The 25,759-nt window shown below is 67.8% G+C and carries 20 protein-coding genes; 12 read left to right on the top strand and 8 right to left on the bottom strand.

Annotated features, from left to right (window positions below; all coding sequences use genetic code 11):
- Window positions 1-36: 36 nt before the first annotated feature.
- The 8 genes from ACYVI5_RS16680 to ACYVI5_RS16645 all read left to right on the top strand — a co-directional run bounded on the left by ACYVI5_RS16680 (window position 37) and on the right by ACYVI5_RS16645 (window position 9,890).
- A complete protein-coding gene (locus ACYVI5_RS16680) occupies window positions 37-720 on the top strand; it encodes a YesL family protein (RefSeq protein WP_460535114.1) in 684 nt (227 codons plus the stop codon).
- A 21-nt stretch (window positions 721-741) separates the two neighbouring features.
- Window positions 742-2,289, top strand: coding sequence for a type 2 periplasmic-binding domain-containing protein (locus tag ACYVI5_RS16675; RefSeq protein WP_460581218.1), 1,548 nt, complete (start codon window positions 742-744; stop codon window positions 2,287-2,289).
- Between the two features lie 62 nt (window positions 2,290-2,351).
- Window positions 2,352-3,335 carry an ABC transporter permease gene (locus tag ACYVI5_RS16670; protein WP_460535109.1) on the top strand — a complete coding sequence of 328 codons (984 nt, stop codon included), beginning with the start codon at window positions 2,352-2,354 and terminating at the stop codon, window positions 3,333-3,335.
- Entirely contained in the window at window positions 3,335-4,276 is a 942-nt protein-coding gene (locus ACYVI5_RS16665) for a carbohydrate ABC transporter permease (protein WP_460581217.1), read from the top strand. Before ACYVI5_RS16670 ends, ACYVI5_RS16665 begins: the two co-directional genes overlap by 1 nt.
- Window positions 4,273-4,950: a rhamnogalacturonan acetylesterase gene (locus ACYVI5_RS16660; protein WP_460581216.1), complete on the top strand. Its 678-nt coding sequence runs from the start codon at window positions 4,273-4,275 to the stop codon at window positions 4,948-4,950. The genes ACYVI5_RS16665 and ACYVI5_RS16660 overlap by 4 nt, the downstream gene beginning before the upstream one ends.
- Window positions 4,947-5,600, top strand: a complete 654-nt coding sequence (locus ACYVI5_RS16655) for a DUF1961 family protein (RefSeq protein ID WP_460581215.1) — start codon at window positions 4,947-4,949, stop codon at window positions 5,598-5,600. Before ACYVI5_RS16660 ends, ACYVI5_RS16655 begins: the two co-directional genes overlap by 4 nt.
- The gene (locus ACYVI5_RS16650) at window positions 5,593-8,286 is read left to right on the top strand and encodes an exo-rhamnogalacturonan lyase family protein (protein ID WP_460581214.1); all 2,694 of its coding nucleotides are present in this window, start codon (window positions 5,593-5,595) and stop codon (window positions 8,284-8,286) included. The genes ACYVI5_RS16655 and ACYVI5_RS16650 overlap by 8 nt, the downstream gene beginning before the upstream one ends.
- A gap of 2 nt (window positions 8,287-8,288) precedes the next feature.
- A complete protein-coding gene (locus ACYVI5_RS16645) occupies window positions 8,289-9,890 on the top strand; it encodes a right-handed parallel beta-helix repeat-containing protein (protein WP_460581213.1) in 1,602 nt (533 codons plus the stop codon).
- 153 nt (window positions 9,891-10,043) lie between these two features.
- On the opposite strand, the gene ACYVI5_RS16640 is transcribed toward ACYVI5_RS16645, so the two are convergent.
- The 5 genes from ACYVI5_RS16640 to ACYVI5_RS16620 all read right to left on the bottom strand — a co-directional run bounded on the left by ACYVI5_RS16640 (window position 10,044) and on the right by ACYVI5_RS16620 (window position 16,285).
- Entirely contained in the window at window positions 10,044-11,579 is a 1,536-nt protein-coding gene (locus ACYVI5_RS16640) for a rhamnulokinase (protein ID WP_460581212.1), read from the bottom strand.
- Entirely contained in the window at window positions 11,576-13,612 is a 2,037-nt protein-coding gene (locus tag ACYVI5_RS16635; RefSeq protein WP_460581211.1) for a bifunctional aldolase/short-chain dehydrogenase, read from the bottom strand. The genes ACYVI5_RS16640 and ACYVI5_RS16635 overlap by 4 nt, the downstream gene beginning before the upstream one ends.
- A gap of 107 nt (window positions 13,613-13,719) precedes the next feature.
- A complete protein-coding gene (locus ACYVI5_RS16630; protein ID WP_460581210.1) occupies window positions 13,720-14,637 on the bottom strand; it encodes an alpha/beta hydrolase in 918 nt (305 codons plus the stop codon).
- The gene (rhaI, locus tag ACYVI5_RS16625; protein ID WP_460581209.1) at window positions 14,634-15,797 is read right to left on the bottom strand and encodes an L-rhamnose isomerase; all 1,164 of its coding nucleotides are present in this window, start codon (window positions 15,795-15,797) and stop codon (window positions 14,634-14,636) included. Before rhaI ends, ACYVI5_RS16630 begins: the two co-directional genes overlap by 4 nt.
- Entirely contained in the window at window positions 15,794-16,285 is a 492-nt protein-coding gene (locus tag ACYVI5_RS16620) for an L-rhamnose mutarotase (protein ID WP_460581208.1), read from the bottom strand. The genes rhaI and ACYVI5_RS16620 overlap by 4 nt, the downstream gene beginning before the upstream one ends.
- Before the next feature lie 346 nt (window positions 16,286-16,631).
- Between ACYVI5_RS16620 and ACYVI5_RS16615 the strand changes: the two genes are divergently transcribed.
- Window positions 16,632-17,633 (top strand): LacI family DNA-binding transcriptional regulator, encoded by a 1,002-nt coding sequence (locus ACYVI5_RS16615; protein ID WP_460581207.1) that lies wholly within the window; start codon window positions 16,632-16,634, stop codon window positions 17,631-17,633.
- A gap of 121 nt (window positions 17,634-17,754) precedes the next feature.
- Window positions 17,755-18,537 carry a nucleotidyltransferase domain-containing protein gene (locus ACYVI5_RS16610; RefSeq protein WP_460581206.1) on the top strand — a complete coding sequence of 261 codons (783 nt, stop codon included), beginning with the start codon at window positions 17,755-17,757 and terminating at the stop codon, window positions 18,535-18,537.
- 36 nt (window positions 18,538-18,573) lie between these two features.
- Here the strand turns inward: ACYVI5_RS16610 and ACYVI5_RS16605 are convergent, their stop codons facing one another.
- The 3 genes from ACYVI5_RS16605 to ACYVI5_RS16595 form a co-directional block, all read right to left on the bottom strand.
- Window positions 18,574-19,482 (bottom strand): carbohydrate ABC transporter permease, encoded by a 909-nt coding sequence (locus ACYVI5_RS16605; RefSeq protein ID WP_460581205.1) that lies wholly within the window; start codon window positions 19,480-19,482, stop codon window positions 18,574-18,576.
- A complete protein-coding gene (locus ACYVI5_RS16600; RefSeq protein ID WP_460581204.1) occupies window positions 19,479-20,411 on the bottom strand; it encodes a carbohydrate ABC transporter permease in 933 nt (310 codons plus the stop codon). Before ACYVI5_RS16600 ends, ACYVI5_RS16605 begins: the two co-directional genes overlap by 4 nt.
- An 85-nt stretch (window positions 20,412-20,496) precedes the next feature.
- Window positions 20,497-21,828, bottom strand: a complete 1,332-nt coding sequence (locus ACYVI5_RS16595) for an ABC transporter substrate-binding protein (protein WP_460581203.1) — start codon at window positions 21,826-21,828, stop codon at window positions 20,497-20,499.
- A gap of 282 nt (window positions 21,829-22,110) precedes the next feature.
- Here ACYVI5_RS16595 and ACYVI5_RS16590 point away from each other — a divergent pair, with 282 nt between their 5' ends.
- Window positions 22,111-24,810, top strand: a complete 2,700-nt coding sequence (locus tag ACYVI5_RS16590; RefSeq protein ID WP_460581202.1) for a glycosyl hydrolase family 2 protein — start codon at window positions 22,111-22,113, stop codon at window positions 24,808-24,810.
- Window positions 24,807-25,658, top strand: coding sequence for a dihydrodipicolinate synthase family protein (locus ACYVI5_RS16585; RefSeq protein WP_460581201.1), 852 nt, complete (start codon window positions 24,807-24,809; stop codon window positions 25,656-25,658). The genes ACYVI5_RS16590 and ACYVI5_RS16585 overlap by 4 nt, the downstream gene beginning before the upstream one ends.
- The last annotated feature ends 101 nt before the right edge of the window (window positions 25,659-25,759 follow it).

Genomic DNA, 25,759 nt, shown 5'->3' with positions numbered 1-25,759 from the left:
GGAAGGCAACACGGAACGGATGCGAAGGAGCATGCCATGACGATAGGTCGCGCGAACGAGGGCGGCGGCACCGCCCGGCGCGAGATGTCCGGACTGGCGCAGCTGGCCTACACGGCCTGCGGCGCGGTCACCTGGATGGCCGCACTGAACCTGGCCTGGTTCGCCGGCACCCTGCTCGGCGGCGTCGTGCTCGGTGCGGGTCCGGCCACAGCGGCAGCGCACACGCTCGCCCGGCGGCGGATGCGCGGAGACGGCATCCGTTTCGTGCGCGACTTCTGGGCGGAGTACCGCGGGCAGTGGCGCACGGCGAACCTCGTCTTCGCGCCGGTCGTCGTGGTCGTCGCCTCGCTGCTGTTCAGCTGGGCGTACGCGCTCGACTCGCACGCACCGTGGCCGTTCGTGGTCGTGCTCGTCGTCGCCACCGTGCTCGTCGTCGGTGCAGGCGGCGTGCTCGGGCCCATGTACGCGCACTACGACCTGCCGTGGCGGCGCTACGTGCCCACCGCGCTGCGGTTCGCTGTCGCGATGCCGTGGACCTTGGTGCTGCTCGCGGCGCTCGCCGGCGTCATCGTGCTCGCCACGGCGATCGTGCCAGCGCTGTTCTGGTTCGTCTCGATCGGCGCCTGGATCTATCTCGACACCGCACTCTGCCTCGCCCTCTTCGCCGCGAACGACGCGCGGCTGGAGCAGGCAGAGGCATCCTCCCAACCCACCAACTGACACCGCAAAAGGAGTCCAACCATGAAGATCACTCGCAGAAGAACGGTGCTGGCATCCGCCGCAGCACTGTGCGCCACCGCGCTGGCGCTGACCGGCTGCACCGCCTCGACGCCGAAGTCGACGACGGCGACCGCGGCCAAGTTCTCCACACTCACCGTCATGGCGCCCTACCTGAGCACGCAGGCACCGCCCTCCGACAACCCGGTGGGCGCGGCGCTCGACAAGGTGATCGGCACCAAGCTCGACGTGACCTGGGTGCCTAACTCGTCGTACGGCGACAAGACGAACATCACGCTGGCGGGCAGCGACATCCCCGACGTGATGGTCATCCAGGGCAAGGATTCCGGCTTCGTCAGCAACGCCGAGGCCGGTGCGTTCTGGGATCTCACCGACTACCTGAAGGACTACCCGAACCTCAAGACGAACGAGCCGGCCGTGCAGGAGGCATCCAGCGTCAACGGCAAGGTGTACGGCATCTTCCGCGCTCGTGACGTGATGCGCACGTCGGTCATGGTGCGCAAGGACTGGCTGAAGAAGCTCGGTCTCGCGATGCCGAAGACCACGGCGGATCTGCTCAAGGTGGCCAAGGCGTTCACCGACGATGACCCGGACGGCGACGGCAAGAAGGACACGTACGGCGTCGTGATTCCGAAGTGGCCCGGCGGTTTCGCCACCAACAGCCCGTACGACGCCATCGAGACGTGGTACGGCGCCGGCAACGACTGGTACAAGACCGGGGGCAAGCTCGAGCCGAGCTTCACGAACCCCAAGTGGATCGACGCGCTGAACTACGAGAAGAAGCTCGTTCCGTACATGAACCCCGACTACGCGACGCTCGACTCGGTGAACTGGAACCAGCCGTTCCTGACCGGCAAGGCCGGAATCATCATCGACACGTATTCGCGCGCCCGCCAGATCGACAAGCTGCTCGCCCAGCAAGACCCGAACACCTACCAGAACATGGTGCAGGTCACCGGCAACCTCGTCGGTCCGAGCGGCACGATGTACGCCCTGCCGACTCCCGGGTACTCGGGCTTCCTCGCCATTCCGAAGTCGTCGGTGAAGACGGTCTCGCAGCTCAAGGGCGTGCTGTCGATCCTCAACAAGATGAACTCGAAGCAGGCCCAGATCATCATGAACAACGGGCTCGAGGGTCAGAACTTCACGGTCAAGGACGGGCGAGCGCTCGCGATGACCACGCCGGATGCGACGAACCTGACGAACATCGTCGCAAGCTACGCGCAGCTGGGCACGAACGTGAACGGCTCGAAGTTCTATCCGCCGGCGCAGGCGAATGCGTACGACCAGCAGGTGTACGACGCCGAGCAGGCCACGATGGCGGCAGACACCAAGCACGCGGTGTACAACCCCGCGGCCGCCTTCGTGTCGAAGACGTATACGCAGGAGGGCGCCACGCTCGACAACATCATCGTCGACGCGCGCCTCAAGTACATCTCCGGACAGATCAGTCTGGACCAGCTCAAGGCGGCCATCCAGCAGTGGAAGACCAGCGGCGGCTCGCAGGTGGTCTCCGAGATCAACGCCCTCTACAAGAAGTCCAAGAAGTAGCCCGATTCGGTGGCGGGCCGGTGCGACCGGCCCGCCACCCCGGACGAAACACGAGGCACACGATGTCGATACAGAAGCTCGACACGGCCACCGAGTCTCTGCTGGTGCATGAGACCGGCAGCCTGGTCAGATCCCCACGACCCCGCCGGTGGCTGGCCACCCTGAACCGCTACAAGTGGTTCTACCTGATGCTCCTGCCGGGCGTCGCCTACTTCGCGATCTTCCGCTACGCGCCCATGGGCGGTGCGATCATCGCGTTCAAGAACTACGTGCCGTTCCTCGGCATCTTCGGAAGCCAGTGGGCCGGATGGCAGCAGTTCGAGCAGCTGTTCGGCGGGCCCGACTTCGCGCGCATCCTCTCGAACACGCTGATCCTCGCGGCGCTGAACCTTTTCATCTGCTTCCCGCTGACGATCGTCGTCGCGCTGCTGCTGAACGAGTTGCGGCTGACGGTGCTCAAGCGGTCGGTGCAGACGCTGATCTACATTCCGCACTTCCTCGCCTGGACGATCGTGGCGGCGCTGACGTACCTTCTGTTCGCTCAGGGTTCCGGGGTGCTCTTCAACTTCTTCAACGGCGTCTTCGGCACCCACGTCGACTTCCTGACCTCGCCCGGATGGTTCCGGCCGCTGATCATCCTGCAGAGCATCTGGAAGAGCACCGGATGGGGCACGATCATCTACCTGGCGGCGCTCGCCGGGGTCGATCCGAACCAGTACGAGGCCGCCGTGATCGACGGCGCCGGCCGGTGGAGCCGGATGTGGCACGTCACCCTGCCCGCCATCCGCGGAACGATCGTCGTGATGCTGATCCTCTCGATGGGATCGATCCTCAACACCGGGTTCGAGCAGATCTACCTGATGACGAACTCGCTCAACCGCGGCGTTGCGGATGTCTTCGACACCTACGTCTACTTCGTCGGCATCTCGCAGGGCTCCTACAGCTACGCCACGGCCGTCGGCCTCTTCAAGGCGATCGTCGGCGTCATCCTCATCGGCGGCGCCAACTGGATCGCCAAGCGCCTCGGACAGGATGGGATCTTCTGATGACCACGGCAACCCGTGCGCTCACCACCGTGAGCACGTCCCGGCGGCGGCGCAGAGTCAAGGCCGAGCGCTACCGCTACAACACCAGGGCGGGCAAGGTGTTCGACGTCTTCAACGTCGCCCTGCTGACCGCGATCGGGCTCATCGCCCTGTTCCCGTTCGTGTTCGTGCTGGTGCGTTCGTTTGCGCCGGAGGCCGAGCTCGAGTCGAGCTCGTTCTTCCTCTGGCCGAAGGCGTTCACGTTCGAGGCGTACAACTCGATCTTCTCCACGCCCGCCTTTCCCCGGGCCCTGATCACCACGATCCTCGTCACCGCGTTCGGCACGGTCATCCAGTTGTTCCTCACGGTGCTGATGGCGTATCCGCTGTCGAAGCGCGGACTGCCTGGACGCAACATCATCATGAGCGGTGTCGTGTTCGCGATGGTGTTCTCCGGCGGCATGATCCCGACGTTCCTGATCGTGAAGGACCTCGGGCTGCTGAACAACTACCTTGCGCTGATCCTGCCGCTGGCTATCGACCCGTTCAGCCTGATCATCATCAAGAACTTCTTCCAGAACCTGCCCTCGGAGCTGGAAGAGGCGGCAAGGGTGGACGGCGCAAGCGACTTCGGCGTGTTCTGGCGTGTCGCCCTGCCGCTGTCGAAGCCGGTGCTGGCGACGTTCGCGCTGTTCTACGCGGTGGCCATCTGGAACGACTACATGTCGCCGCTGCTGTACCTCAACGACAGTTCCATGTGGACGCTGCAGATGTTCCTCAAGCAGGTGACGAGCGTATCCAACCTGCAATCCGCCCAGCAGGATCAGCCCGGATACGTGGCGCCGTCGGAGGGCGTCAAGTACGCGGTCGTCGTGGTGGCCACGATCCCGGTGCTGATCTTCTATCCGTTCCTGCAGAAGCACTTCGCCAAGGGCATGCTGATCGGGGCGGTGAAGGGATGACCGTCCACCTGGCAGGCGACTCGACCGTCGCCCCCGCGAAGCCGGAGGAAGACCCGCTCACCGGATGGGGCGAGTACCTCGACGAGTTCGTGCCCGATGCGGTGCGCAACCTCGCCGTCGGGGGCGCCACGACCGCCTCGTTCATCGCCGAGGGCAGGTGGGATGCCCTGCTGCAGCAGGTGCACCCCGCTGACTGGGTGCTCATCCAGTTCGGCCACAACGACCAGAAGGAACCGGAGCTGCTGGCGGCATCCGGGGGCTACCGCGAGAACCTGCTCTCGTTCGTGCGCGACGTGCGCGAGCGGAGGGCGAACCCCGTGCTCCTCACCTCGGTGGAACGTCGCCTGTTCGACGGCGGCGAGCTGCGGCGAACCCACGGCCCCTATCCGCAGGCGGTGCGCGACCTGGCCATGGAGCACGAGGTTCCGCTGATCGACGCGAACGCGTTCACGCGCTGGCTGTACGAGTGGCTGGGTCCTGACCGTTCTGAGGAGCTCTTCGTGCATCTTGCACCTGGGGTCTCGCCGGCGTGGCCGGACGGCGCGGCAGACAACACGCACTTCACGCACGAGGGCGCCCGCACCGTCGCGCACTTCGTCGCGCGCTCGCTCGACGGCATCCGCCGGGTGGGCGAGCACGAGCCGGCATGGGGCAAGTGGAAGGTGCGCCCGTGAGCGTGGTTTACCGCAACCTGCTGAGCGGGCCGGCCGACATCGCCGACTGGGTCGCCGAGGGCCCGATGGGGTCCGCGGCCGGTGCCGACGGGCTCGAGCTGTTCAGCACGGGCGACGAGGACGAGCTCGGCGATCACGCGCACTTCACGGTGTGGTGCCCGCAGGAGCTGCCCGACGGCATCCGTGTCTCCTGGTCGTTCCGGCCGCTGACCGATGAGGGCCTCGCGATGGTGTTCTTCGCCGCGTCGGGCATCGGGGCCGACCTGTTCTCGTCGGGGCTCGGACCCCGAGACGGCTATTATCCGCAGTACCACTCGGGCGACATCCGCACGCTGCACGCGTCGTACTACCGGCGCAAATGGCCGAGCGAGCGTCGCTTCACCACCAGCAACCTGCGCAAGTCGCCGGGATTCCAGCTCGTCGCGCAGGGCGCCGACCCTCTGCCCGGCATCGCCGACGTGGACGGCTTCTATCGCGTCCACGTCGAGAAGGACGGCCCTTCGGTGCGCTTCGGCATCGACGACCTGACCCTGTTCGCCTGGAACGACGAGAGCGGCGACGTTCTCGGCGCCGGGCGCATCGGGTTCCGCCACATGGCACCGCTGCGTGCCGCCTACCGAGATCTCGAGGTGACCTCACTGCATGACTGACACCATGAACGACAACACCACGGCGGTGCGCTCCGGATTCGACAGCGTCGACGTCCGCTGGCTCGGCGACGAGCCGCCGACGACGCTCGAGGGTGCGGCAGTCTTCGGCGCTCCTCTTCCGCGGGGCGCTGTCGCGTCCGCGTCGGACCTCGAGCTCGTCGACGAGACCGGCGAACCGGTCGTAGCGCAACTCTGGCCGCTCGCGACCTGGCCCGACGGCTCCCTGAAATGGGCGGCCGCGGCCAGCGCCGACGCGCGGAGCGGGTACCGGGTGAGGCGGGCATCCGGCGACACCCGGACCGATGCCGCTCCCGGTCTGCGTGTCACCCGTGACGCCGAGGGCGTGCACGTGGACACGGGTGCGGTGTCGCTTGTCGTTCCCGCCTCCGGACCCGCTCTCGTGTCGGATGTGCGCATCGAGGGCCGGCAGGTCGCTCGCGACGCGCGGCTCGTCAGTCTGCTGCAGACCACGCCGCCGGAGAACGAGGACCACCGCGAGCGGGTCGCGTTCGAGAGCGAGGTTTCATCGATCGAGGTGGAGCAGGACGGGCCCGTGCGTGCGGTGGTGCGCGTGGAAGGCATCCATCGCGCGCTGATCGGGGAGCGCGAATGGCTGCCCTTCACCGTGCGGCTGTACTTCACGGCCGGCCGGCCGGGCATCCGCATCGTGCACTCGTTCGTGTGGGACGGCGACGCCGAGCGCGACTTCCTCGCCGGGCTCGGCCTCCGCGTGACGGTCCCGCTTCGCGCGGCGCTGCACGACCGGCATGTGCGCATCGCGGGAACGGACGGCGGCGCGTTCGCCGAGGCGGTGCGCGGCATCACCGGGCTGCGCCGCGACCCGGGTGAGGCCGTGCGAGCGGCGCAGGTGGCGGGCATCCCGACCCCTCCCGTCGACAAGTGGGCGCCCACGGTGTCGCGGCGGCTGGAACTCATCCCGGCGTGGAACGACGTGACCCTGTCGCAGCCGACCCCCGACGGATTCACCCTGCGCAAGCGCACCGCTGCGGGGCACGCCTGGGTCGGCGTCACCGCCGGAACCCGCGCTGCCGGCTACGCGTATCTCGGTGACATCGACGGCGGAGTCGGGCTGGGTGTTCGCGACTTCTGGCAGTCGTACCCTGTGCAGCTGGATGTGCGGGATGCCGCCACCGAAGAGGGCTCGCTGACCGCGTGGCTGCACTCGCCGGAGGCCGAGCCGATGGACCTGCGGTTCTACCACGACGGCCTCGGCCAGGACGACTACGAGACCCAGCTCGAGGGCCTCGAGATCACGTACGAGGACTACGAGCCCGGGTTCGGTGACGCTCACGGCATCGGCCGAACGCACGAGCTGTGGCTGCGGCCGTACGACGCAACACCGGCGGCGGCGCAGTTCGCGGAGCATGCCGACCTCGTCGCCGACCCGCCGCAGCTCGCCGCCGCGCCCGCGAGCATCCGTTCCGCGGGCGTCTTCGGCGACTGGAGCCTGCCCGAGCGCAGCACGCCAGAGCGGTCGCGGCTGGAGGACCAGCTCGACGCCCTCTTCGCGTTCTACCGCGACCAGGTCGACCAGCGCCGGTGGTACGGGTTCTGGAATTTCGGCGACATCATGCACACCTACGACCCCGACCGGCACGTGTGGCGGTACGACGTGGGCGGTTACGCGTGGGACAACTCCGAGCTCTCGCCCGACCTGTGGCTCTGGTACGCGTTCCTGCGCACCGGGCGCAAGGACGTCTTCCGCATGGCCGAGGCGATGACCCGCCACACCGGCGAGGTCGACACGTATCACACCGGGCGGTTCAAGGGCCTCGGATCGCGGCACAACGTGCAGCACTGGGGATGCAGCGCCAAGCAGCTGCGCATCAGCAACCCCGCCTACCGCCGGTTCTTCTACTACCTCACCGCCGACGAGCGCACCGGCGATCTGCTGCACGAGCTGCGCGACAGCGACCGCACATTCCTGGCGCTCGACCCGACCCGCAAGGTGCGGACGGATGCCGCCACCTACCGCCCGGATCAGCACGCTCTGGCCATCGGGCTGGGCACGGACTGGGGTGCGCTCGCCGCGACGTGGCTCACCGAGTGGGAGCGGTTCGGCGACGAGTGGTCGCGCGACCGGTTGCTCGGCACCATGGCAGACATCGGATCGCTGCCGCACGGCTTCCTCACGGGAGAGGCGCTCTACGACATCACGACCGGCCGCTTCGACACCTCGCGTGACCGCATCGCGGTCTCGCATCTGAGCGCCGTGTTCGGCCTTGTCGAGATGTGCAGCGAGCTGATCGACCTGGTCGACGTGCCCGGATTCCGGGATGCCTGGCTGCAGTACTGCCGCCTGTTCCTCGCCACCGAGGAGGAACAGCTCGCGGCCGTCGGACAGGTGCTCCAGGGCACGAACCTCACGCAGGCGCACAGCCGGCTGCTCGCCTACGTCGCCCACCACACGGGCGATGCCGAACTGGCCGGTCGTGTGTGGCGCGCGTTCGACGCGAGCGGCGAGTTCCTCGCCCGGGGCGACTTCCATGACGCGGATGCCGTGCTGCACGTTCGCACGGTTCTCCCGCCCGAAGTGATCGCGCCCGTCGACGAAGCCGAGCGGGTGTCGACGAACGCTGCGGCGCAATTCGGGCTCGCAGCCATCCAGAACCTGGCCCTCGTGGGCGAGGCGCTCCACACCAACACGCATTCGAAGGAGAAGTGAACGTGAGAAGCATCAAACGCATCGCCCTCGCCGGCACCTGTGTCGCCGGCCTTCTGCTCACCCCCGTCGCAGCCCACGCTGCGACCACCGACACGACGTCGACGACCGACACGGCCACGACGAACGCGGCAAGCCTCCCGCCGGATTCCGCGCTGTCCGTGCTGAACGTGCTGACGCACACGACGTCGCCCGGCTCGCACGCGTACTACATCTCGCCGACCGGTGACGACAGCAATCCGGGAACGAAGGATGCCCCTTTCAAGACCCTGATGCGGGCGCAGGCCGCGGCATCCTCGGGAGACGTGGTCTACATCCGTGGAGGCGTCTACAACGACTTCACGATTCCGGAGACGAACAATCCGTTCGAGGACGTCTACCACTACGTGAACCCCATCTATAAGAGCGGGATCACGTACGAGGCGTACCCGGGCGACCCGAGGCCGGTGTTCGACTTCAGCAATGTGCCGACCGATCAGCGCGTGGCCGCCTTCTACATCCAGACGAACGTGACCGACGTCAACTTCGTGGGATTCGACGTCACCGGCGTCAAGGTCGGTGCGCAGAAGCAGTCTGAGGCGTTCCGGATCTCGGGCGGCGCCAACTTCGTCGACATGGCGGCGTACGGCAACGAGGCCAACGGCTTCTACTACACGATGGACGGCACCGGCGTCGTGCTGAACAGCGACTCGCACGACAACATCGGCCCGACGGCGACGGCGGCCGGGAACACGGACGGGTTCGGCGCCCACGCCAAGAACGTGTGGTTCATCGGCGACCGCTCGTGGCACAACAGCGACGACGGATTCGACAGCATCTCGTCGCACGGCCGGGTCGCGTATATCGACGACTGGTCGTTCGACATGCACGGCAACCAGAACGGCATCGGCGACCAGAACGGCTTCAAGGTCGGCGGATTCGCCTACGCGACCAGCGGACTGCCGGATCCGATCCCGCTGCACACCGTGATCGACTCGCTCGCGGCCGACAACGGCGCGAACAACTTCTACGCGAACCACCAGCCAGGGCAGTCGGCGTACTGGATCAACAACACCGGCTACAAGCCGGGCTACGGCGCCGACTTCAACATGCTGGAACGCGTCAGCCCGACGAGCCCCGACAACATCGCCGGCTACCGGGAGGTGCTGCACAACAACCTCGCGTTCACGGGGCCGCTGACCATGAACGACAACACCCCTGCCGCGAACGAGACGAACAACTCGTGGACGTTGAACGGCGGGCTCGACCTGACGGCATCCGATTTCGAGAGCCTGGACATGCAGCAGCTCACCGCCCCGCGAAAGGCGGACGGAAGCCTTCCCGACGTGAACTTCTTGAAGCCCATCGCCGGCTCGGCGGCGCAGAAGGCCGGGCTCGGCTACCTCGCCGACATGGGCGATGTGTACGCGACGCTGCAGAAGCTCGTCGGCGTGTACGCCCAGTCGGGCGACATCGACGACCAGGGCATCGCCGACAGCCTCGTGTCGAAGCTGCAGGAGCACGAGCTCGGGGCCTTCACCAACGAGCTCGGCGCACAGTCCGGCAAGCACGTGAGCGCCTACGCGGCGGAGACGCTGACCCTGGCGGCGGGCGCGCTCACCGCGTAGGCATCTGCCCCCGCGCCCGTCGAGACTACGGTTCGGCGACCGACACTACGGTCGTCGGCCGTAGTCTCGAGCGTGGAACCATAGTTTCGGCAGCGGAACCGTAGCATCGACGGCCAGACCCTGGCCTCGGGCGTTGCGTCATGCCGGGCCGACCTACTCGAACGCGTCCTTCTCGATCGGCCCGTGCTCGATCGGACCGTGGCCGGGCGCTTCGTCTCCGCTGGAGAAGAGGGGATCAAGCGTGCTGCGGGGCCCGTACTGCGTGGTCGGCTGGGTGGCGACAACGAGCGCGCGTAGCTCGGCGAGGCCGCCGGTGATCGCGCCAGCGGCACGCGCCTGCACGAGCACGTTGCCGATAGCGGTCGCCTCGACGGGGCCGGCGATCACCGGCACCCCGGCGCGATCCGCCGTCGCTTGGCAGAGCAGTGCGTTGCGTGCCCCGCCGCCCACGATGTTGATCGCCGCCAGGGGAGTGCCTGCCAGAGCGGATGCCTGTGCCGCTGCCCGCGCGAACGCATCCGCCAGCGACTCCACGATGCTGCGCACGAACTCGTGCATGCCCCGCGGAACGAGCCCGCCCGCCTCGCGACACAGCTGCTCGACCCGAGCAGGCATGTCGCCCGGTGGCATGAGCCGCGGGTCGTCGATGTCGAACACCGTGAACGGCACGTGCGGCGCGGATGCGGCATCCAGGAGCGCGGCGAGATCAGCGTCCGCGCCTGCCTCCTGCCATGCGCGGACGCACTCGTTGAGCACCCACAACCCCATCACGTTGTGCAGCAACCGCGTCGTGCCGTCGACGCCGCGCTCGTTCGTGAAGCCGGAGTCGCGCGCATCCGCGGTCAGCACCGGCGTCGTCGACTCCACGCCGACCAAACCCCAGGTGCCGCAGGACACGAAGACCGAGCCCGCAACGCCGAGCGGCGTGCCGACGACGGCGGATGCCGTGTCGTGCGAACCGACCGCGACCACCGGCGTCGACTGCGGGAGCCCGGTTCGCTCCGCCGCTTCGGCGCTGAGGGTGCCGATGACGTCACCCGGGCGCACGATGCGTGGCAGGATGCCTGCGGGCACGCCGACGCGCTCCGCAAGTTCGGCATCCCAGCGGGGCTCCGCCTCCGCGGCGGGCACGAGGCCCGTCGTCGACGCGTTGGTCTCCTCCGCCACACGGGCGCCCGTCAGCCAGTAGGCGAACAAGTCGGGAATGAGCAGGATGCTCTCACCCAGCCCCTCGCTGACGAGCCGGTCGGCCGCGAACTGGTACACGGTGTTGAACGGCAGGAACTGCAGTCCGTTGCGCGCGTAGAGCTCCTCGAAGGGCACGAGTGCATGCACGCGCTCGACGCCTCGGGCGGTGCGCGAATCCCGATAGTGGAACGGCGCGGCCATGAGCTGTCCCTCGCGCAGCACGCCGTAGTCGACGGCCCACGAGTCGATGCCGATCGATGCGATGCGCTCGCCGGTCCGCTCGGCGGCAGCACGGGCATCCGTCAGCCCGTTCAGCACGGCCTCGCGAAGCGCGGCGATGTCCCAGTGCAATCCGTCTTCGCGCTGCACCGGTTCGTTCGGGAACCGCGCCACCTCCTCGAGTTCGAGCACCCCGGGGCCGTCACCTGACACCCGGGCGAGGATCACGCGCCCGCTGGTCGCGCCGAGGTCGATCGCGACGACAAGCGTGCCGGCAGTCATCGCAGGAATGCGGCCGCAACGCCCGAGTCGACCGGGACGTGCAGCCCGGTGGTGCGGCTGAGCTCGGGGCCGGTCAGCACGTACACGGCGTCGGCGACGTTCTCGGGCACGACCTCGCGCTTGAGGATGGTGCGGTTGGCGTAGAACTGGCCGAGGTCCTCTTCCTTCACGCCGTACGTGGCGGCGCGGTTCGCCCCCCAGCCGGAGGCGAAGATGCCGGACCCGCGCACCACGCCGTCCGGGTTGATGCCGTTCACCCGCACTCCGTGCTCGCCGAGCTCGACCGCGAGCAGTCGCACCTGGTGCGCCTGGTCGGCCTTCGTTGCGGAGTAGGCGATGTTGTTCGGCCCTGCGAAGACGCTGTTCTTCGACGAGATGTAGACGATGTCGCCGCCCATTCCCTGGGCGATCAGCGCGGATGCCGCGGCCTTCGACACGAGGAACGACCCCTTGGCCATCACGTCGTGCTGCAGGTCCCAGTCCTTCTCGGTGGTCTGAAGCAGCGGCTTCGACAGCGAGAGGCCGGCGTTGTTCACGACGAGGTCGACGCCGCCGAACGCGAGCACGGTGGCGTCGATCGCGGCCTGCACCCCCTCGGCATCCGCCACGTTCGCTGCGACGCCGATCGCGACATCCGTGGTCCCCAGCTCGGCAGCGACGGCCTGAGCCTTCTCCAGGTCGAGGTCGGCCACGACGACGCACGCGCCCTCGGCAGCCAGCCGGGTGGCGATGGCCTTGCCGATACCGGATGCCGCCCCCGTGACGAACGCGATCCGCCCCTGGTGGGTCTTCGGCTTCGGCATGCGCTGCAGCTTCGCCTCTTCCAGCGCCCAGTACTCGATGCGGAACTTCTCCGAGTCCGGGATCGGAGAGTAGGTGGAGAGCGCCTCGGCGCCGCGCATCACGTTGATCGCGTTCACGTAGAACTCGCCCGCGACGCGCGCGGTCTGCTTGTTCGCGCCGAAGCTGAACATGCCGACACCGGGCACGAGCACGATGAGCGGGTCCGCCCCGCGGATCGCGGGGCTGTCCTCGGTGGCGTACGCGTCGTAGTACGCCTGGTAGTCCGCGCGGTACTGCTCGTGCAGTTCCTTCAGCCGTTCGAGCTGTTCCTCGACGGATGCCGTCGCGGGCAGGTCCAGCAGCATCGGCTTGACCTTGGTGCGGAGGAAGTGGTCGGGGCAGCTCGTGCCCAGCTCCGCCAGCGCAGGCGCCTTCTCGGACGCCAGGAAGTCGAGCACGACATCCGAGTCGGTGAAGTGCCCGACCATGGGCTTGTCGTGTGATGCCAGCCCGCGGATCGTGGGAGCCAGCGCCGCTGCGCGCTCCCTGCGCTGGGCATCCGGCAGCGCCTCGTACCCGGCCCGGACGCCGCCGAAGGGGTCGGCCTTGCCGTGCGCATCGATGTACTCGGCGGCGGTGCGGATGATCCACAGCGAATTGGCCTCGGCCTCCTCGGAGGTGTCGCCCCACGCAGTGATGCCGTGGCCGCCGAGGATGCAGCCGATCGCCTCAGGGTTCTCGCGCTTTACGGCGGCGATGTCGAGCCCGAGCTGGAAGCCGGGGCGGCGCCACGGCACCCACACCACCCGGCCGCCGAAGGCATCCTTCGTCAACTGCTCGCCATCGGCGGCGGTCGCGAACGCGATGCCCGAGTCCGGATGCAGGTGGTCGACGTGCGCGGCATCCACCAGCGCGTGCATCGCGGTATCGATCGACGGGGCAGCGCCGCCCTTGCCGTGCAGGCAGTAGTCGAACGCGACGACCATCTCGTCCTCGCGTTCCACCCCCGGGTACACGTTCTGCAACGCACGCACCCGGTCCAGCCGCAGCACCGCCAGACCCTTCTCGGTGAGCGTGCCGAGATCGCCGCCGGAGCCCTTCACCCAGAGCAGGTCGACCTGCTCACCGGTGACCGGATCGGTCTCCGCGCCCTTGGCCGACGTGTTGCCGCCGGCGTAGTTCGTGTTGCGCGGATCGGCGCCCAGGCGGTTGCTGCGCGCGATCAAGTCGGTGACGGCTTGGTTCGTCATGGTGTTCTCCAGTGATTCGGATGATCGTCGGCGCCGTCGGAGTCGGATGCCGCGAACGTGGTCGGTCGGATGCCGCGGGCCCGGTCAGCCGGACGGCGCGAGCCCCGTCAGTCGGACGATGCGAGCCGGAGGATGCGCGCCGCGAACCTCTCGATCGAGGCGGATGCCGCGGCCTCCTCCGGGCGGTTCAGGTGCCCGTGCCCGGTGCCCGGCTCGGTCGAGGCGTCAATGTCGACCCCGGCCGTGCGCAGCGACGCGGCGAATGCCTCGCCCGAGACGCGGAGCTCGTCGACATCGTCGTTGATCATGATGGTGGGCGGGAAGGATGCCAGCTGCTCCGTCGTCGCCAGCCCCGGGACCGCGTAGACCGGCAGATCGTCGGCGGGCGCGGCATCCAGAGGCGCACCGAGATAGTTCTGGTACATCCTGGCGACCGCATCCGGAGCGAAGCGGTCGGCATCCGGGTTCGCGTCGAGTGCGCCGCGCAGCGCGGCATCCGGCCGCGGTTGCACCGCGAGAAGCGTCGGGTAGGCGAGCACGGCGAGCGCCGGAACGGGGCCGTCCTCGTGTGACAGCCGCAACGCCGAGCCGGCGGCGATGTTGCCGCCCGCACTTGCGCCGCCGAGTGCCCAGGGCCCTTCGGCGAGCCCAGACTGCGCAGCCCAGCGGAACGCGAACACGACTTCATCGACCGGCACCGGATAGTGCACGCCCTCTGCCTTCGCAGGCTTCTCCGGCGATGCGAACACTGCCGGCGTCGGCGCCAACCGGTAGCCCACCGACACGACGGTCACGCCGCGTCGCGCGAACTCTTCGGCGACCCAGTCGCCCTCCGGCATGTCGAGGTCGCCGGCGAAGAAGCCGCCGCCGTGCAGCCACACGAGTCCCGGTCCGGCGGGCTCGTTCGGCAGGTAGACGCGTACGCGCAGCGGCCCGTGCGGCCCCTCGATCACGCGATTCTCGACCTGCACTCCGGATGCCCGCGCCGCTTCCGAAGCCGATCCCGTGGTCGACACGGTGCTCATGCTCCCCATCCCGCCTGGGTGCCGCCGACGCGCTCCTCTTCGATCTTCTCCTGGTATCCGGATGCCGCATATGCAGCGCTCGGGTCGCGCGGCAGACCGCGAGACTCGCGCCAATCGGCGAGGTCGGGTCGGACATCCGTGTAGAAGGCGTCCATCACGATGCCGTTGGCCGTCAGCACATCGCCGGCGTTCTGTGCGGCGGTCAGGGCGTCCCGGTCGACGAGCAGAGCGCGGGCGGTCATCTCCTGCACGTTCAGCACGGAGCGGATCTGCCCGGGGATCTTCTTCTCGATGTTGTGGCACTGGTCGAGCATGAACGCCACGTCGGGGTTGGCGTAGCCGCCACCGCGGATCACCTCGAGGATGATGCGGAACAGCTGGAACGGATCCGCGGCCCCGACGATCAGGTCGTCGTCGGCGTAGAACCGCGAGTTGAAGTCGAACGAGCCGAGCTTTCCGAGGCGCAGCAGCTGCATCACGATGAACTCGATGTTGGTGCCCGGCGCGTGGTGCCCGGTGTCCAGGCACACCACCGCACGGTCGCCGAGGGCACTGACCTGGGCGTACGAGGTGCCCCAGTCGGGCACATCGGTGTGGTAGAACGCGGGCTCGAAGAACTTGTACTCGAGCACGAGCCGCTGCCCGTCGCCGATGCGCTCGTAGATCTTCGACAGCGAGTCGTGCAGGCGATCCTGACGGCCACGCATGTCGTCCTGGCCCGGATAGTTCGTGCCATCGGCCAGCCAGATTTTGAGGTCGCGGCTGCCGGTCTCGTTCATGATGTCGATGCACTCGAAGTGGTGATCGATCGCCTTCTGACGGATGCGCGGGTCGGAGTGCGTGACCGACCCGAGCTTGTAGTCGTCGTCTTGGAAGGTGTTCGAGTTGATCGTGCCGAGCGCGACGCCGTTGTCTTCGGCGTGCTTCTTCAGGTCGGAGTACGAGGGCACCTTGTCCCACGGAATGTGCAGCGCAACGCTGGGGGCGAGGCCGGTGTGCTTGTGCACCTGGGCGGCGTCCGAGATCTTCTCGAACGGGTCGCGCGGCGTGCCCGGCGAGCCGAACACCTTGAACCTGGTGCCCGAGTTGCCGAACGCCCAGCTCGGCAGCTCGATCGCCTGACGGCCGAGCAGATCGAGAGTGTCTGACGAGATGGTCATGTGGTTGCCTTTCCTGCCTCGCCCACGACGCCGTGGGCCTGATGTGACGTTTCGGATTCGGATGCCTGCGTGCCGGATGCCCGCGTGCCGGATGCCTGCCGACCGGATGCCTGCGCGTCGGGTGCCTGTGCTGCTGACGACTGCGGAAGCTCCCGCAGCAGCCGCTCGAGGTTGAATACCTCGGGGAGCTGTTCGGATGCCTGGTCGGCTCGACCGTCGAGCGCCACGAAGAAGCGCCCCATGTCCGCCTCCCAGCGTGCCGCAACCTCCGATTGCGCCAGGTAGCGCTCGCTGGCCGCGATGTCGTCTGTCTCGAAGTATCCGACGAGTTCGCCGTCGTCGGCCAGGAACAGCGAGTAGTTGCGGCGTCCGGATGCCTCGATCTCGCGCAGCATCTCTGGCCACACGCTCGCGTGCCTGGCACGGTACTGATCCAGAAGCTCCGGTCGCACCCTGAGCCGGAAGCACACCCGTTGAGTCGACGTCATCGGCATTCCTTTCGCGAGCCATTGAATCGTTTCATAAACGGTGCTCGCTCGCAACCCGCGACGTCCCTTCGCCGCTCGGCCGTTATGCGAGCGTTGCGGAGAGGTGCGGGCGTCGCCCACCGCACTTCCCCACGAATTGTGGTCCGAAGTTGTCGCGTGGCTGCCGTGGAAGCGACACTTCGGGACCGCAATTTCGTTGGCGCGGTCAACCTCGTACAGTGAAGCGGCGTTCCATCTCCCGGCCTACACGTATACGGCGTGAGATGATTCGTTTCACACGCCCGGCGTAGTCAACCTCGAAGGCAGAGCGGCCGCGAGCACCGGACCGGGCGTCAGGAGGTCTCTCATGGTGAGTGTGCGCGATGTCGCCATCGCGGCCGGCGTCTCAGTGGGCACCGTCTCGAACGTGCTCAACCGGCCGGAGCGCGTCGCTGCGTCCACCGTCGAGCGGGTCAACGCGGCGATCGCCGATCTCGGCTTCGTGCGCAACGATGCGGCGCGCCAGCTGCGCGCGGGGCGCAGCAGAAGCATCGGGCTCATCGTTCTCGACGTCGGCAACCCGTTCTTCACCGACGTGGCGCGGGGCGCGGAGGGGCGGGCATCCGAAGACGGATTCTCCATACTGCTCGGCAACAGCGACGAGGCCACCGCTCGCGAGGGCGCCTACCTCGACCTGTTCGAGGAGCAGCGCGTGCACGGTGTGCTGATCAGCCCGGTCGCCGACGACCTGCCGAGGCTTCGCAAGACGCGGGATCGGGGCATCCCCGTCGTGCTGGTCGACCGCGAGGCGCCGGACCGCAGCTTCTCCTCGGTCGCCGTGGACGACGTCGCGGGTGGCCGCACCGCCGTCGAGCACCTCATCGAGATCGGCCGCAGGCGAATCGCCTTCGTGGGCGGGCCGGACTCGATCAGGCAGGTGGCCGATCGTCTCTCCGGAGCGCGTATCGCTGCATCGGAGCGTGCGGGCGCGGCGCTCGAGTACGTTCCCACGTCCTCCCTGACCGTGCGGGCCGGCGCCGAGGCCGGCGCCGAACTGCTGGCGCGCGAGGCATCCCGTCGTCCGGATGCCGTGCTCGCCGCGAACGATCTGGTGTCGATCGGCGTGCTGCAGGCGGCGATCGCGGCGGGCATCCGTCCCCCCGACGACCTCGCGATCATCGGCTACGACGACATCGACTTCGCCGCCGCTGCGACCGTTCCCCTGAGCTCGATGCGGCAGCCCGCCGCGCTGATCGGCCACACCGCCGTCGACCTACTCCTCGGGGAGGCAGAGCGGGGAGAGGGTTTCGAACCGAAGCAGATCGTCTACCAGCCTGAACTCGTCGTGCGCGAGTCGACCGCGGGCTGAACCGTCGGCCCGCGCCGGTCATCTCGATTCCGCTGTCGCATAGTGCGGGTTCGGATGAGCGACACCCGCAATCCGGGCAGCTGAACCGCGCCAAGCGGCCGACTTCACCGAGAGGATCCACATGAAGCAGCACGACCGAGCGCTGGCCGCGTACGTCGACGGCTTGCGGGGGGATCCCGACGTGCTCGCCGTCATCGTGGTCGGCTCGGTGGCGCGAGGCTCGGAGCGCGAGGACTCGGACGTCGACGTCTACCTCGTCGTCACCGACGAGCGCTTGGCGCGCGAGACGGATGCCGGCCGCTTTGCCTGGACCGCCCGCCACGGCCTCGACTACCCCGGCTCGTATATCGACATCAAGCTGGCCAGCCCGGCATATCTCCGAACGGCCCTCGAGAGCGGCGACGACCCGACCAGGGCATCCTTCGCGGGAGCCAGGGTCGCATACTCCGCCGTTGCCGGGCTCGACGACCTCGTGAAGAGGATCGCCGCCCTTCCGGATGCCGCATGGAACGAGCGCGTGCGATCGCACGTCGCGCAGGCGCGGCTCTACGGCGGCTACTTCCTCGTACAGGGTGCCGAGCGAGGCGACGAGTTCCTCGTGCGTCACGCATCCGTGCACCTCACGCTCGCCGCCGCGCGCGCTGCCCTCGCCGCTGCGCACGTGCTCATGCCCGGGCCCAAGTACATCTCGAAGCTCGTGCGAACGGTGCCGACGCCGGACGGGTTCGTTCAGTCCTGGGACCGGGCGGTGCAGGAGCCAGGTACGGAGAGTGCATCAGACCTGCTGAACCGGCTGATGGAGTGGCTGGGCGCCGGCGCCACCCCCGACGAGACGCTCTCGACGTTCATCAGGGACAACGAACTCACCTGGCTGCGCGGGGGAGCGCCCGCCGAGTACTTCTGACCGGCATCCGTCGGCCGCGCAAGCAGCCGGCCCGGGTCATCCCTTCACGGCGCCGCTGGTCATGCCGGCCACGATCTGACGGTTGAAGAAGATGTACATGATCAGCGGCGGGATCGTGATGAGCAGGATGTTCATGAACAGCAGGTTGTACTGGCTCACCGACTGGCTCTGAAAGTTGTAAAGCGTCAGCTGCACGGTGGGGTTGGCGCTGCTCGGCAGGAAGTACAGCGGTCCGGTGAAGTCGTTGAACACCGCGACCGCCTGCACGACCACGACCGTAACGACCACGGGCCGAAGCAGCGGCAGGATCACGCGGAAGAACAGCCGCATCGGCCCGGCGCCATCGATGATGGCCGCCTCGTCGAGCTCACGCGGAATGGTCGCGACGAACGCCCGGAACAGCAGGATCGAGAACGGGAGCCCGAGCGTCGCCTCGATCAGGATCATGCCGGGCAAGGTGTCGAACATCCCGACGCCCTGTAGCACCCAGATGGTGGGAACGACCGCGGGCGGCACGATGAGTCCGGCCAGCACCAGGAAGTTGACGAGCGGATTCAGCCGCGTCCGCCTGCGGTGCAGCAGGTAGCCGCACATCGCCGAGAACACGACCATGATGGCCACGCTCGCGATCGTCAGGATGAAGCTGTTGATGAACGCCGCGAGCACCTGGTAGCTGTTGTTCTGGATCACCGCCACCAGGTTCTGCCAGAACTGCCAAGTGGTGGGCAGGTCGAAGCCCATCAGCCCGGCGTCTTTCGGGTCCTTCGCCGCCTGCAGCAGGATGAAGATGAACGGCACCAGGAACACGACGATCGAGACCAGGATCGCGATGATGCCGATGAGGTACTTGCGGGCGAACCGGCGTGCGGTCATTGGACGCCGCGGCGGATGCAGGCGGCCGCTCGCGCCGCGCGGAGCTGTGGTGATGGCTCTGGTGACGGTCACAGTTCCGCCTCCCTTCGGTTGAGGAACCATTGAACGGGCAGCATGATCGCCGTGACGACGAGGAAGAGGATGACGTTGCCCGCCGTCGACAGGCCGAAGAAGCCGGCCTGGTACTGCTTGTAGATCACCGACGCGATCACGTCGCTGGAGAAGCCGGGTCCGCCGTTGGTCATCGCCCAGATGAGGTCGAACGACCGCAGGCCGCCGATGAGCGACAGGATGATCACGGTCGCCATCGCGGGTCGCACGAGCGGGAGCGTGATGTTGCGGAACACGTTCCACGACCCCGCGCCATCCACCCGAGCTGCTTCGAAGTACTCGGAGGGGATGGCGACGATCCCGGCCATGAAGATGAGCGTGGCGATGCCGACGCCCTTCCAGATGTCGACGCCCGCCACCGTGAGCAGGGCGAGATGCGGATCGGTGTACCAGCCCGGCTGGGGCAGGTGGAAGAACCCGAGCACCTGGTTCACGACGCCGTGGAACGGGTTCAGGAGCGCCTTGAACGTCAGGCCAACGCCCACCGTCGAGACCAGCACGGGGAAGAACACGACGGCGCGGAGGTAGCCGCGGCCGAACGTCGCCCCGGTCAGGAGCAGCGCGAGGGCCAGCCCGATCACGACCTTCGCCGCCGAGGTGACGAACCCGTAGATGAACGTGTTGACGAACCCTTGCGTGAGGGCAGGCGTCTGGAAGAACTGCACGAAGTTGCCGAAACCGATGAAGGTCTGGCTGAACAGGGTCCATCTGGTGAGAGCGAAGTAGAACGACGAGAACGTCGGTATCGCGAAGAAGATGAGGTAGAGCACGCCCGCCGGAATGTAGAACCACGACGGATAGGGGCTGCGGATGCCGCGGCGGTCGCTCTTCGACCTGCGCGGCGTTCTCGTGGGGGTGGCTGGATCGATGGTCACGGATGCGGTGGTCATAGGCACTCCTTGCTATGAGAGCGAGGGCCGACGGTGTGAGACGCCGGCCCCCACTCTCGTTGGATCCTTACGGCACTTCGGCGGATCACCAGCCCTTGATGCCGAGTTGCTGTGCCTGAGCCTTCACATCCTGGTCGTACTGCTGGGCACCGACCGTGGCGGTCGTGCTCTGCGATCCCACCGCGATCAGGATCGTCTCGAGGTTCGGTCCCTTGATGGGCGAGAGGAACTCGAGTGCCGGGCTCGCCTTGTCTTCCTTGATGTAGTTCTGCACATCCTTGATGAAGTCAGGAGCGTTCGACGGAAGCTTGCACGCGCTGGTCGCGTACGGGCCCGCCGCGGCGCCCGTCTGGTTCTGGATCGTGCAGCCCTGCGGCGAGTTCGCGAACGCCACGAAGTTCTTCGCGGCCTGCAGCTTGTCGCCGGTCGTCGTGCTCGCGATGTACAGCGCGTTCGGCTCCCACAGCGTCAGCGACGTGTACTTCGCATCCGGCGAGGGGATCGGGAAGACGCCGATGTCGTTGATCTTGTCCGGTTCGTCCTGCTGGACGGTCGCCATGGCCGACGTCAGCATCGGATACTGGGCCGCCTTGCCGGTGGCCAGCGCATCCATCGCCTGCGCGTTGGTCATCGACGCGTAGTCCTTGTTGACCAGGCCGTCGGCGACGATCTCGGCGGTGTGCTGGAATCCCTCGAACGCCGGCTGATTGACGTACTTGGCGCCGCCGGTGTTGTTGGTGTAGTTCTTCGCCCAGTTCGGGTCCTGCTTGTTGATGTTGGCGAAGTCGCCGAGCACCAAGAGCTGGCTCGTCCAGGTGTCGCCGAACGACTGCAGGATCGGTGTCACGCTCGGGTCGGAGGACTGGATCTTCTTGCTGTTGGCGATGAACTCATCCCAGGTGGTCGGGATCGAAAGGCCCAGCTGCTGATAGATCTTCTTGTTGTAGAGGATGCCTCCCGCCGACCCGGTGCCCAGCGGCGCTCCGTAGATCTTGCCGTCGACCGAGACGACCTGCTTGAAGTTCTTGTCGAGGTCGCTCACCCAGCTCTCACCACTGAGGTCGACCATGCTCGTCTTCGGGTTGAGCGCCTGGAACAGCGAGCCCGAGTTGTAGTGGAAGACGTTGTCCATCGTCTTGGTCGACAGCTTGGTCTTCATCAGGTTGTCGCCCTGGGTTCCGGTGGGCTGAGTGTCCATCTTCACGTGGACGTTCGGGTACTTCTTCTCGAACCCGGCGATCAGCGCTTTGCCCTGGGCGGTGTCGGCTGCATCGTTTCCGGTGAGGTAGGTGATGGTCACCTTGGCGCCGGAGTTGCCGCCGGTGCTGCCGAAGCCGCTGCAGCCCGCGAGCGTGAGGGCGACGGCTGCGACTGATGCGGTCGCCACGAGGGCGCGCCGCAGAGGGGAAAACTTCATCCCGTTACCTCCTTGTAATGCGAGTCGGTTCGTTCCGCTCGCCACGGGGAATTCTTCGAACCGCAATTGAAGCGATTCAATAGCTCGAACATTACGACCCCTTGCGCACGTGGTCAAGCCGCAATCGAGGAGCCCTATCACGATCACGTAACGCCGAGCACGCGCGGCATGCTCCCTTATGCCCCGAAGCGTCAGCAGGAGCGGCACGACATTGACTCTTACCCTGAATCGTTTCAGGATGAGACGGCACGTTCTCACTGCTGCAGACGCGAAAGGACCGCCATGCCGGTGCCTCCCGACCCCATTCGAGTCGACGTCGGGACGGGTGGTGAAGCCTCGCCGACGAGAGATGCCGACGCCCTGCTCGCGGGGTTCGCGGCTCCGGCGCCAGGGGCCAGACCCATGATGCGCTGGTGGTGGTTCGGCCCGGATGTCTCGCGGTCCGACATCGTGCGCCAACTGAATGCGGTGGCGGATGCCGGGCTCGGCGGGGTCGAGGTCGCGTATGTGTACCCGCTCAGCCGGGTCGAGCATCCGTTCCTGTCTGCAGGGTTCCTCGACGACCTGCGGTTCGCCGCCGACACGGCAGAATCGCTCGGGCTGCGGTTCGACGTCACGCTGGGCAGCGGATGGTCGTTCGGTGGTCCGCACGTCACGGCGGAGACTGCGTCGCGGAAGCTGCTGTGGGATGTGCGCGAGATCGGCGGAGACTCGGTGCGGATCGGCGCGCATCCGCGGTGGCCGGGCGAGGAACTCGTCACCGCGTACGTCGGGGAGGGATCCCTTCAGGAGCCGCCGGCGTCGTTCGAGCGCCTTGCGATCGAAGCAGCGCCATCCGACGGTGCTTTTGCGCTCGTGCCGGCCGGGCGGACTCCACGGCTCGTCGCGCTCGCTTGGTCGGTCCCGACCGGGCAGCAGGTCAAACGCGCCGCAGCCGGTGCCGAAGGACCGGTACTCGACCACTACTCGGCAACGGCGGTGCGCGACCACCTCAAGGCGGTCGCCGATCCGCTGGTGGATGCCGTCGGCGCCGACCGCATCGGATCCGTCTTCTGCGACAGCCTGGAGGCCTACGACGCGGACTGGACGCCCACTCTGCCTGCCGAGTTCCGCGAACGGCGCTCCCGCGACCCGCTGGACGAGCTCTGGAAGCTCCGCTTCGACGCGCCAGGCGCAGACCGGTTCCGTGCCGAGTTCTACGAGACGCTCTCCGACCTGTTCGAGGAGAACTTCCTGACGCAGATCAGGGAATGGGCCGCGGAGCGGGGAGTGCCGTTCCGGGTGCAGAACTACGGTGTTCCGCTCACCCGGCTCAGCTCGTATCGCGCCGTCGACATCATCGAGGGTGAGGGCTGGGGATGGCGCGGGGTGACGCAGACGCGCTGGGCGGCATCCGCTGCACACCGGTTGGGCCGCGACATCGTCTCGGCCGAAGCGTGGACCTGGGTGCACTCGCCCTCGCTGCGTGCCACCCCGCTCGATCTCAAGGGCGAGGCGCACGAGCACTTCCTGCTCGGTGTGAACCACCTGATCGGCCACGGCTGGCCCGCATCGCCTGCTTCCTCCGGCGCAGACCTCGGGAGGCTGTTCTACGCATCCGGAGCGCTCGACGACCGCAACGCGTGGTGGCCTGCCATGCCGGCCCTCGCCGAGTACCTGACCCGGCTGTGCTGGCTGCTCCGCCAGGGACGCCCGGTCGCCGACGTGACGCTCTACCTGCCGTCCGCTGACGCCTACGACATGCTCGGGGTCGCCCAGGGCGGGACGCTCGACCTGTGGCGCACGGCCCGCGACATCATCGGCGACGTGATCCCGGGGGCGATCCGCGATGCGGGGTTCGACTTCGACCTCGTCGACGATCGGATGCTCGAAACACTCGACCCGGCAGCGGTCGCCGCCACGGGGCCCGTGGTGCTTCCGCACGTCGAACGCCTGCCAGAGGGCACGCGTGGCTGGCTTCGTGCCGTGCACGAGGCCGGCGGCACGGTGATCGATGTGCGTCGCGAGCCGGCGGCCACTGATGACTCATCGACCTGGCGCGTGACCACCGATGACGCGCTGGGCGGCGAACTGCGCGCGACTGCGACGCCTGACCTGCGCATCGAGCCGTCGTGCACCGATATCGGGTTCGTGCACCGCCGCGTCGACGACGTCGATGTCTACTTCGTCGCCAACACAGGAGTGCAGGGCCGCCGGTTCTCGGTGAGTCCGCGTGCGACCGGGATGCGCTGGCAGCTTTGGGATCCGCAGACCGGGCTGGTCACCGGCGAGGGCGACGGGCCCGTCGTCCCCCTCGAGCTGGCGCCCTACGAAGCGCGTGTACTCGTGCTCACCGGAACCGAAGCGGGATCGAACTCGGCGACCGGGAATGCGTCGCGAGCCGGTGCGGTGAGCAGGGGCGAGCATCCACTCGGCGACGAGGCGCGCCCGTGGACGGTGACGTTCCCCGGCGAAGGCGCGTCGCCCGTCGCGCTCCCGCACGACTGGAGCGAGGAACGGCCGTACTTTGCGGGAACGGCGACCTACGAGCACGTATTCGACGCGACGGCGCTCTGGGGTGACGAACGGCCGGCACGCGTCGAGCTCGACTTCGGTGAGGCGGCGCCGGTGCGCACGGACGAAGCCGCCGAGCGGGGCATGCGCGGAGCATCCTTCCGGGCGATGGTGGAGCCGCCGGTCCGCGAGATCGCCGTCGTCGCCGTGAACGGCGTGGAGTGCGGCACGCTCTACGCTCCGCCGTATCGTCTGGATGTGACGGGCGCGCTCCGACCGGGCGACAACGTGCTGAGCGTCACGGTCGGCAACGCCACGGCCGCGGCGCTCGCCGCGCCAGACGTCGTGCAGGCACTCGAGGCGGATGTCGCGGCGTCGCACGAGCGGTACGGAGTGCGGTTCCGCATGCAAGACGTGGAGCATGCGGCGGACGGGCTACGGTCGGGGCTGCTGGCGGTTCCGACGCTGCGCTGGGAGGGGTCGCGATGACAGAGCTGGTGTGTGCGCCGATCACGCCGTTCCGTGAGGACGGCGAGCTGGATCTGCCCGGCCTGAGGACGCTGTTCGAGGCGATCCGGGCATCCGGGATCGAGAGCGTGTTCACCCCAGGCACGACCGGGGAGTTCACGGCACTGAGCGATGACGAGCGACTCGCGGTGATCCAGTGCGCTCTCGAGGTGTTCGGTGCCGACAGCGTCTACGCGCACGTCGGTGCCGCGACCGCGCGGCAGGCGGTGGCGCTCGCTCAGGCAGCGTGGGACAGCGGAGCGACACGGCTGGCCGCGATCACTCCGTACTACCAGACGGCCGGCCCGATCGCCGTCGCAGAGTACTACCGGCAGCTCGCCGCCGCCGTTCCGGACGCCGAGGTCTACGTCTACGTGTTCCCGGCCCGCGCAACGACGACGGTGTCCCCGCACGAACTGGCCGCCCTGGCCGCGACCTCCGGCATCGCTGGTGCGAAGATCTCCGGGCTCTCGACCGGGCAGATGTCCGAGTACATCCGTGCCGCGCCGCCGGGCTTCCGCGTACTCGCGGGCAACGACGCCGACCTCGTTCGCCTGGCCGGCCTGGGTGGTGCGGGAGTCGTGTCGGGAGTGTGCGGGGTGTTCCCCGAGCCGTTCGTCGCGGCCGCTTCAGCTCTGAACGCCGGGGAGGATGCCTCTGCCTGGCAACCCGCGATCGACCGGGCGGTGGAGGCGGTGGGTGGCGGCGACATCCGGCTGCTCAAGGCAGGGCTTGAAGCGCGCGGCCTGCCGGCCGGTCCGGCGCGCGTGTCGCTCGATCCACCCACGGAGGAGCGACTGGCTCTGCTGCATCGAGCGCTCGGCGGCTGACTGCTTGCCGGCGGCGTTGCGCGGTGCATGCGCCCGTCGGCCGACGCCCGTCGATCTGCGCCCCCATTGACCCGCGGGCCGAACAGTGCCACTCTGACTCA

The organism is Humibacter ginsengisoli, from assembly GCF_054780095.1.
This window is presented reverse-complemented; position numbering and strand designations above follow the sequence as displayed.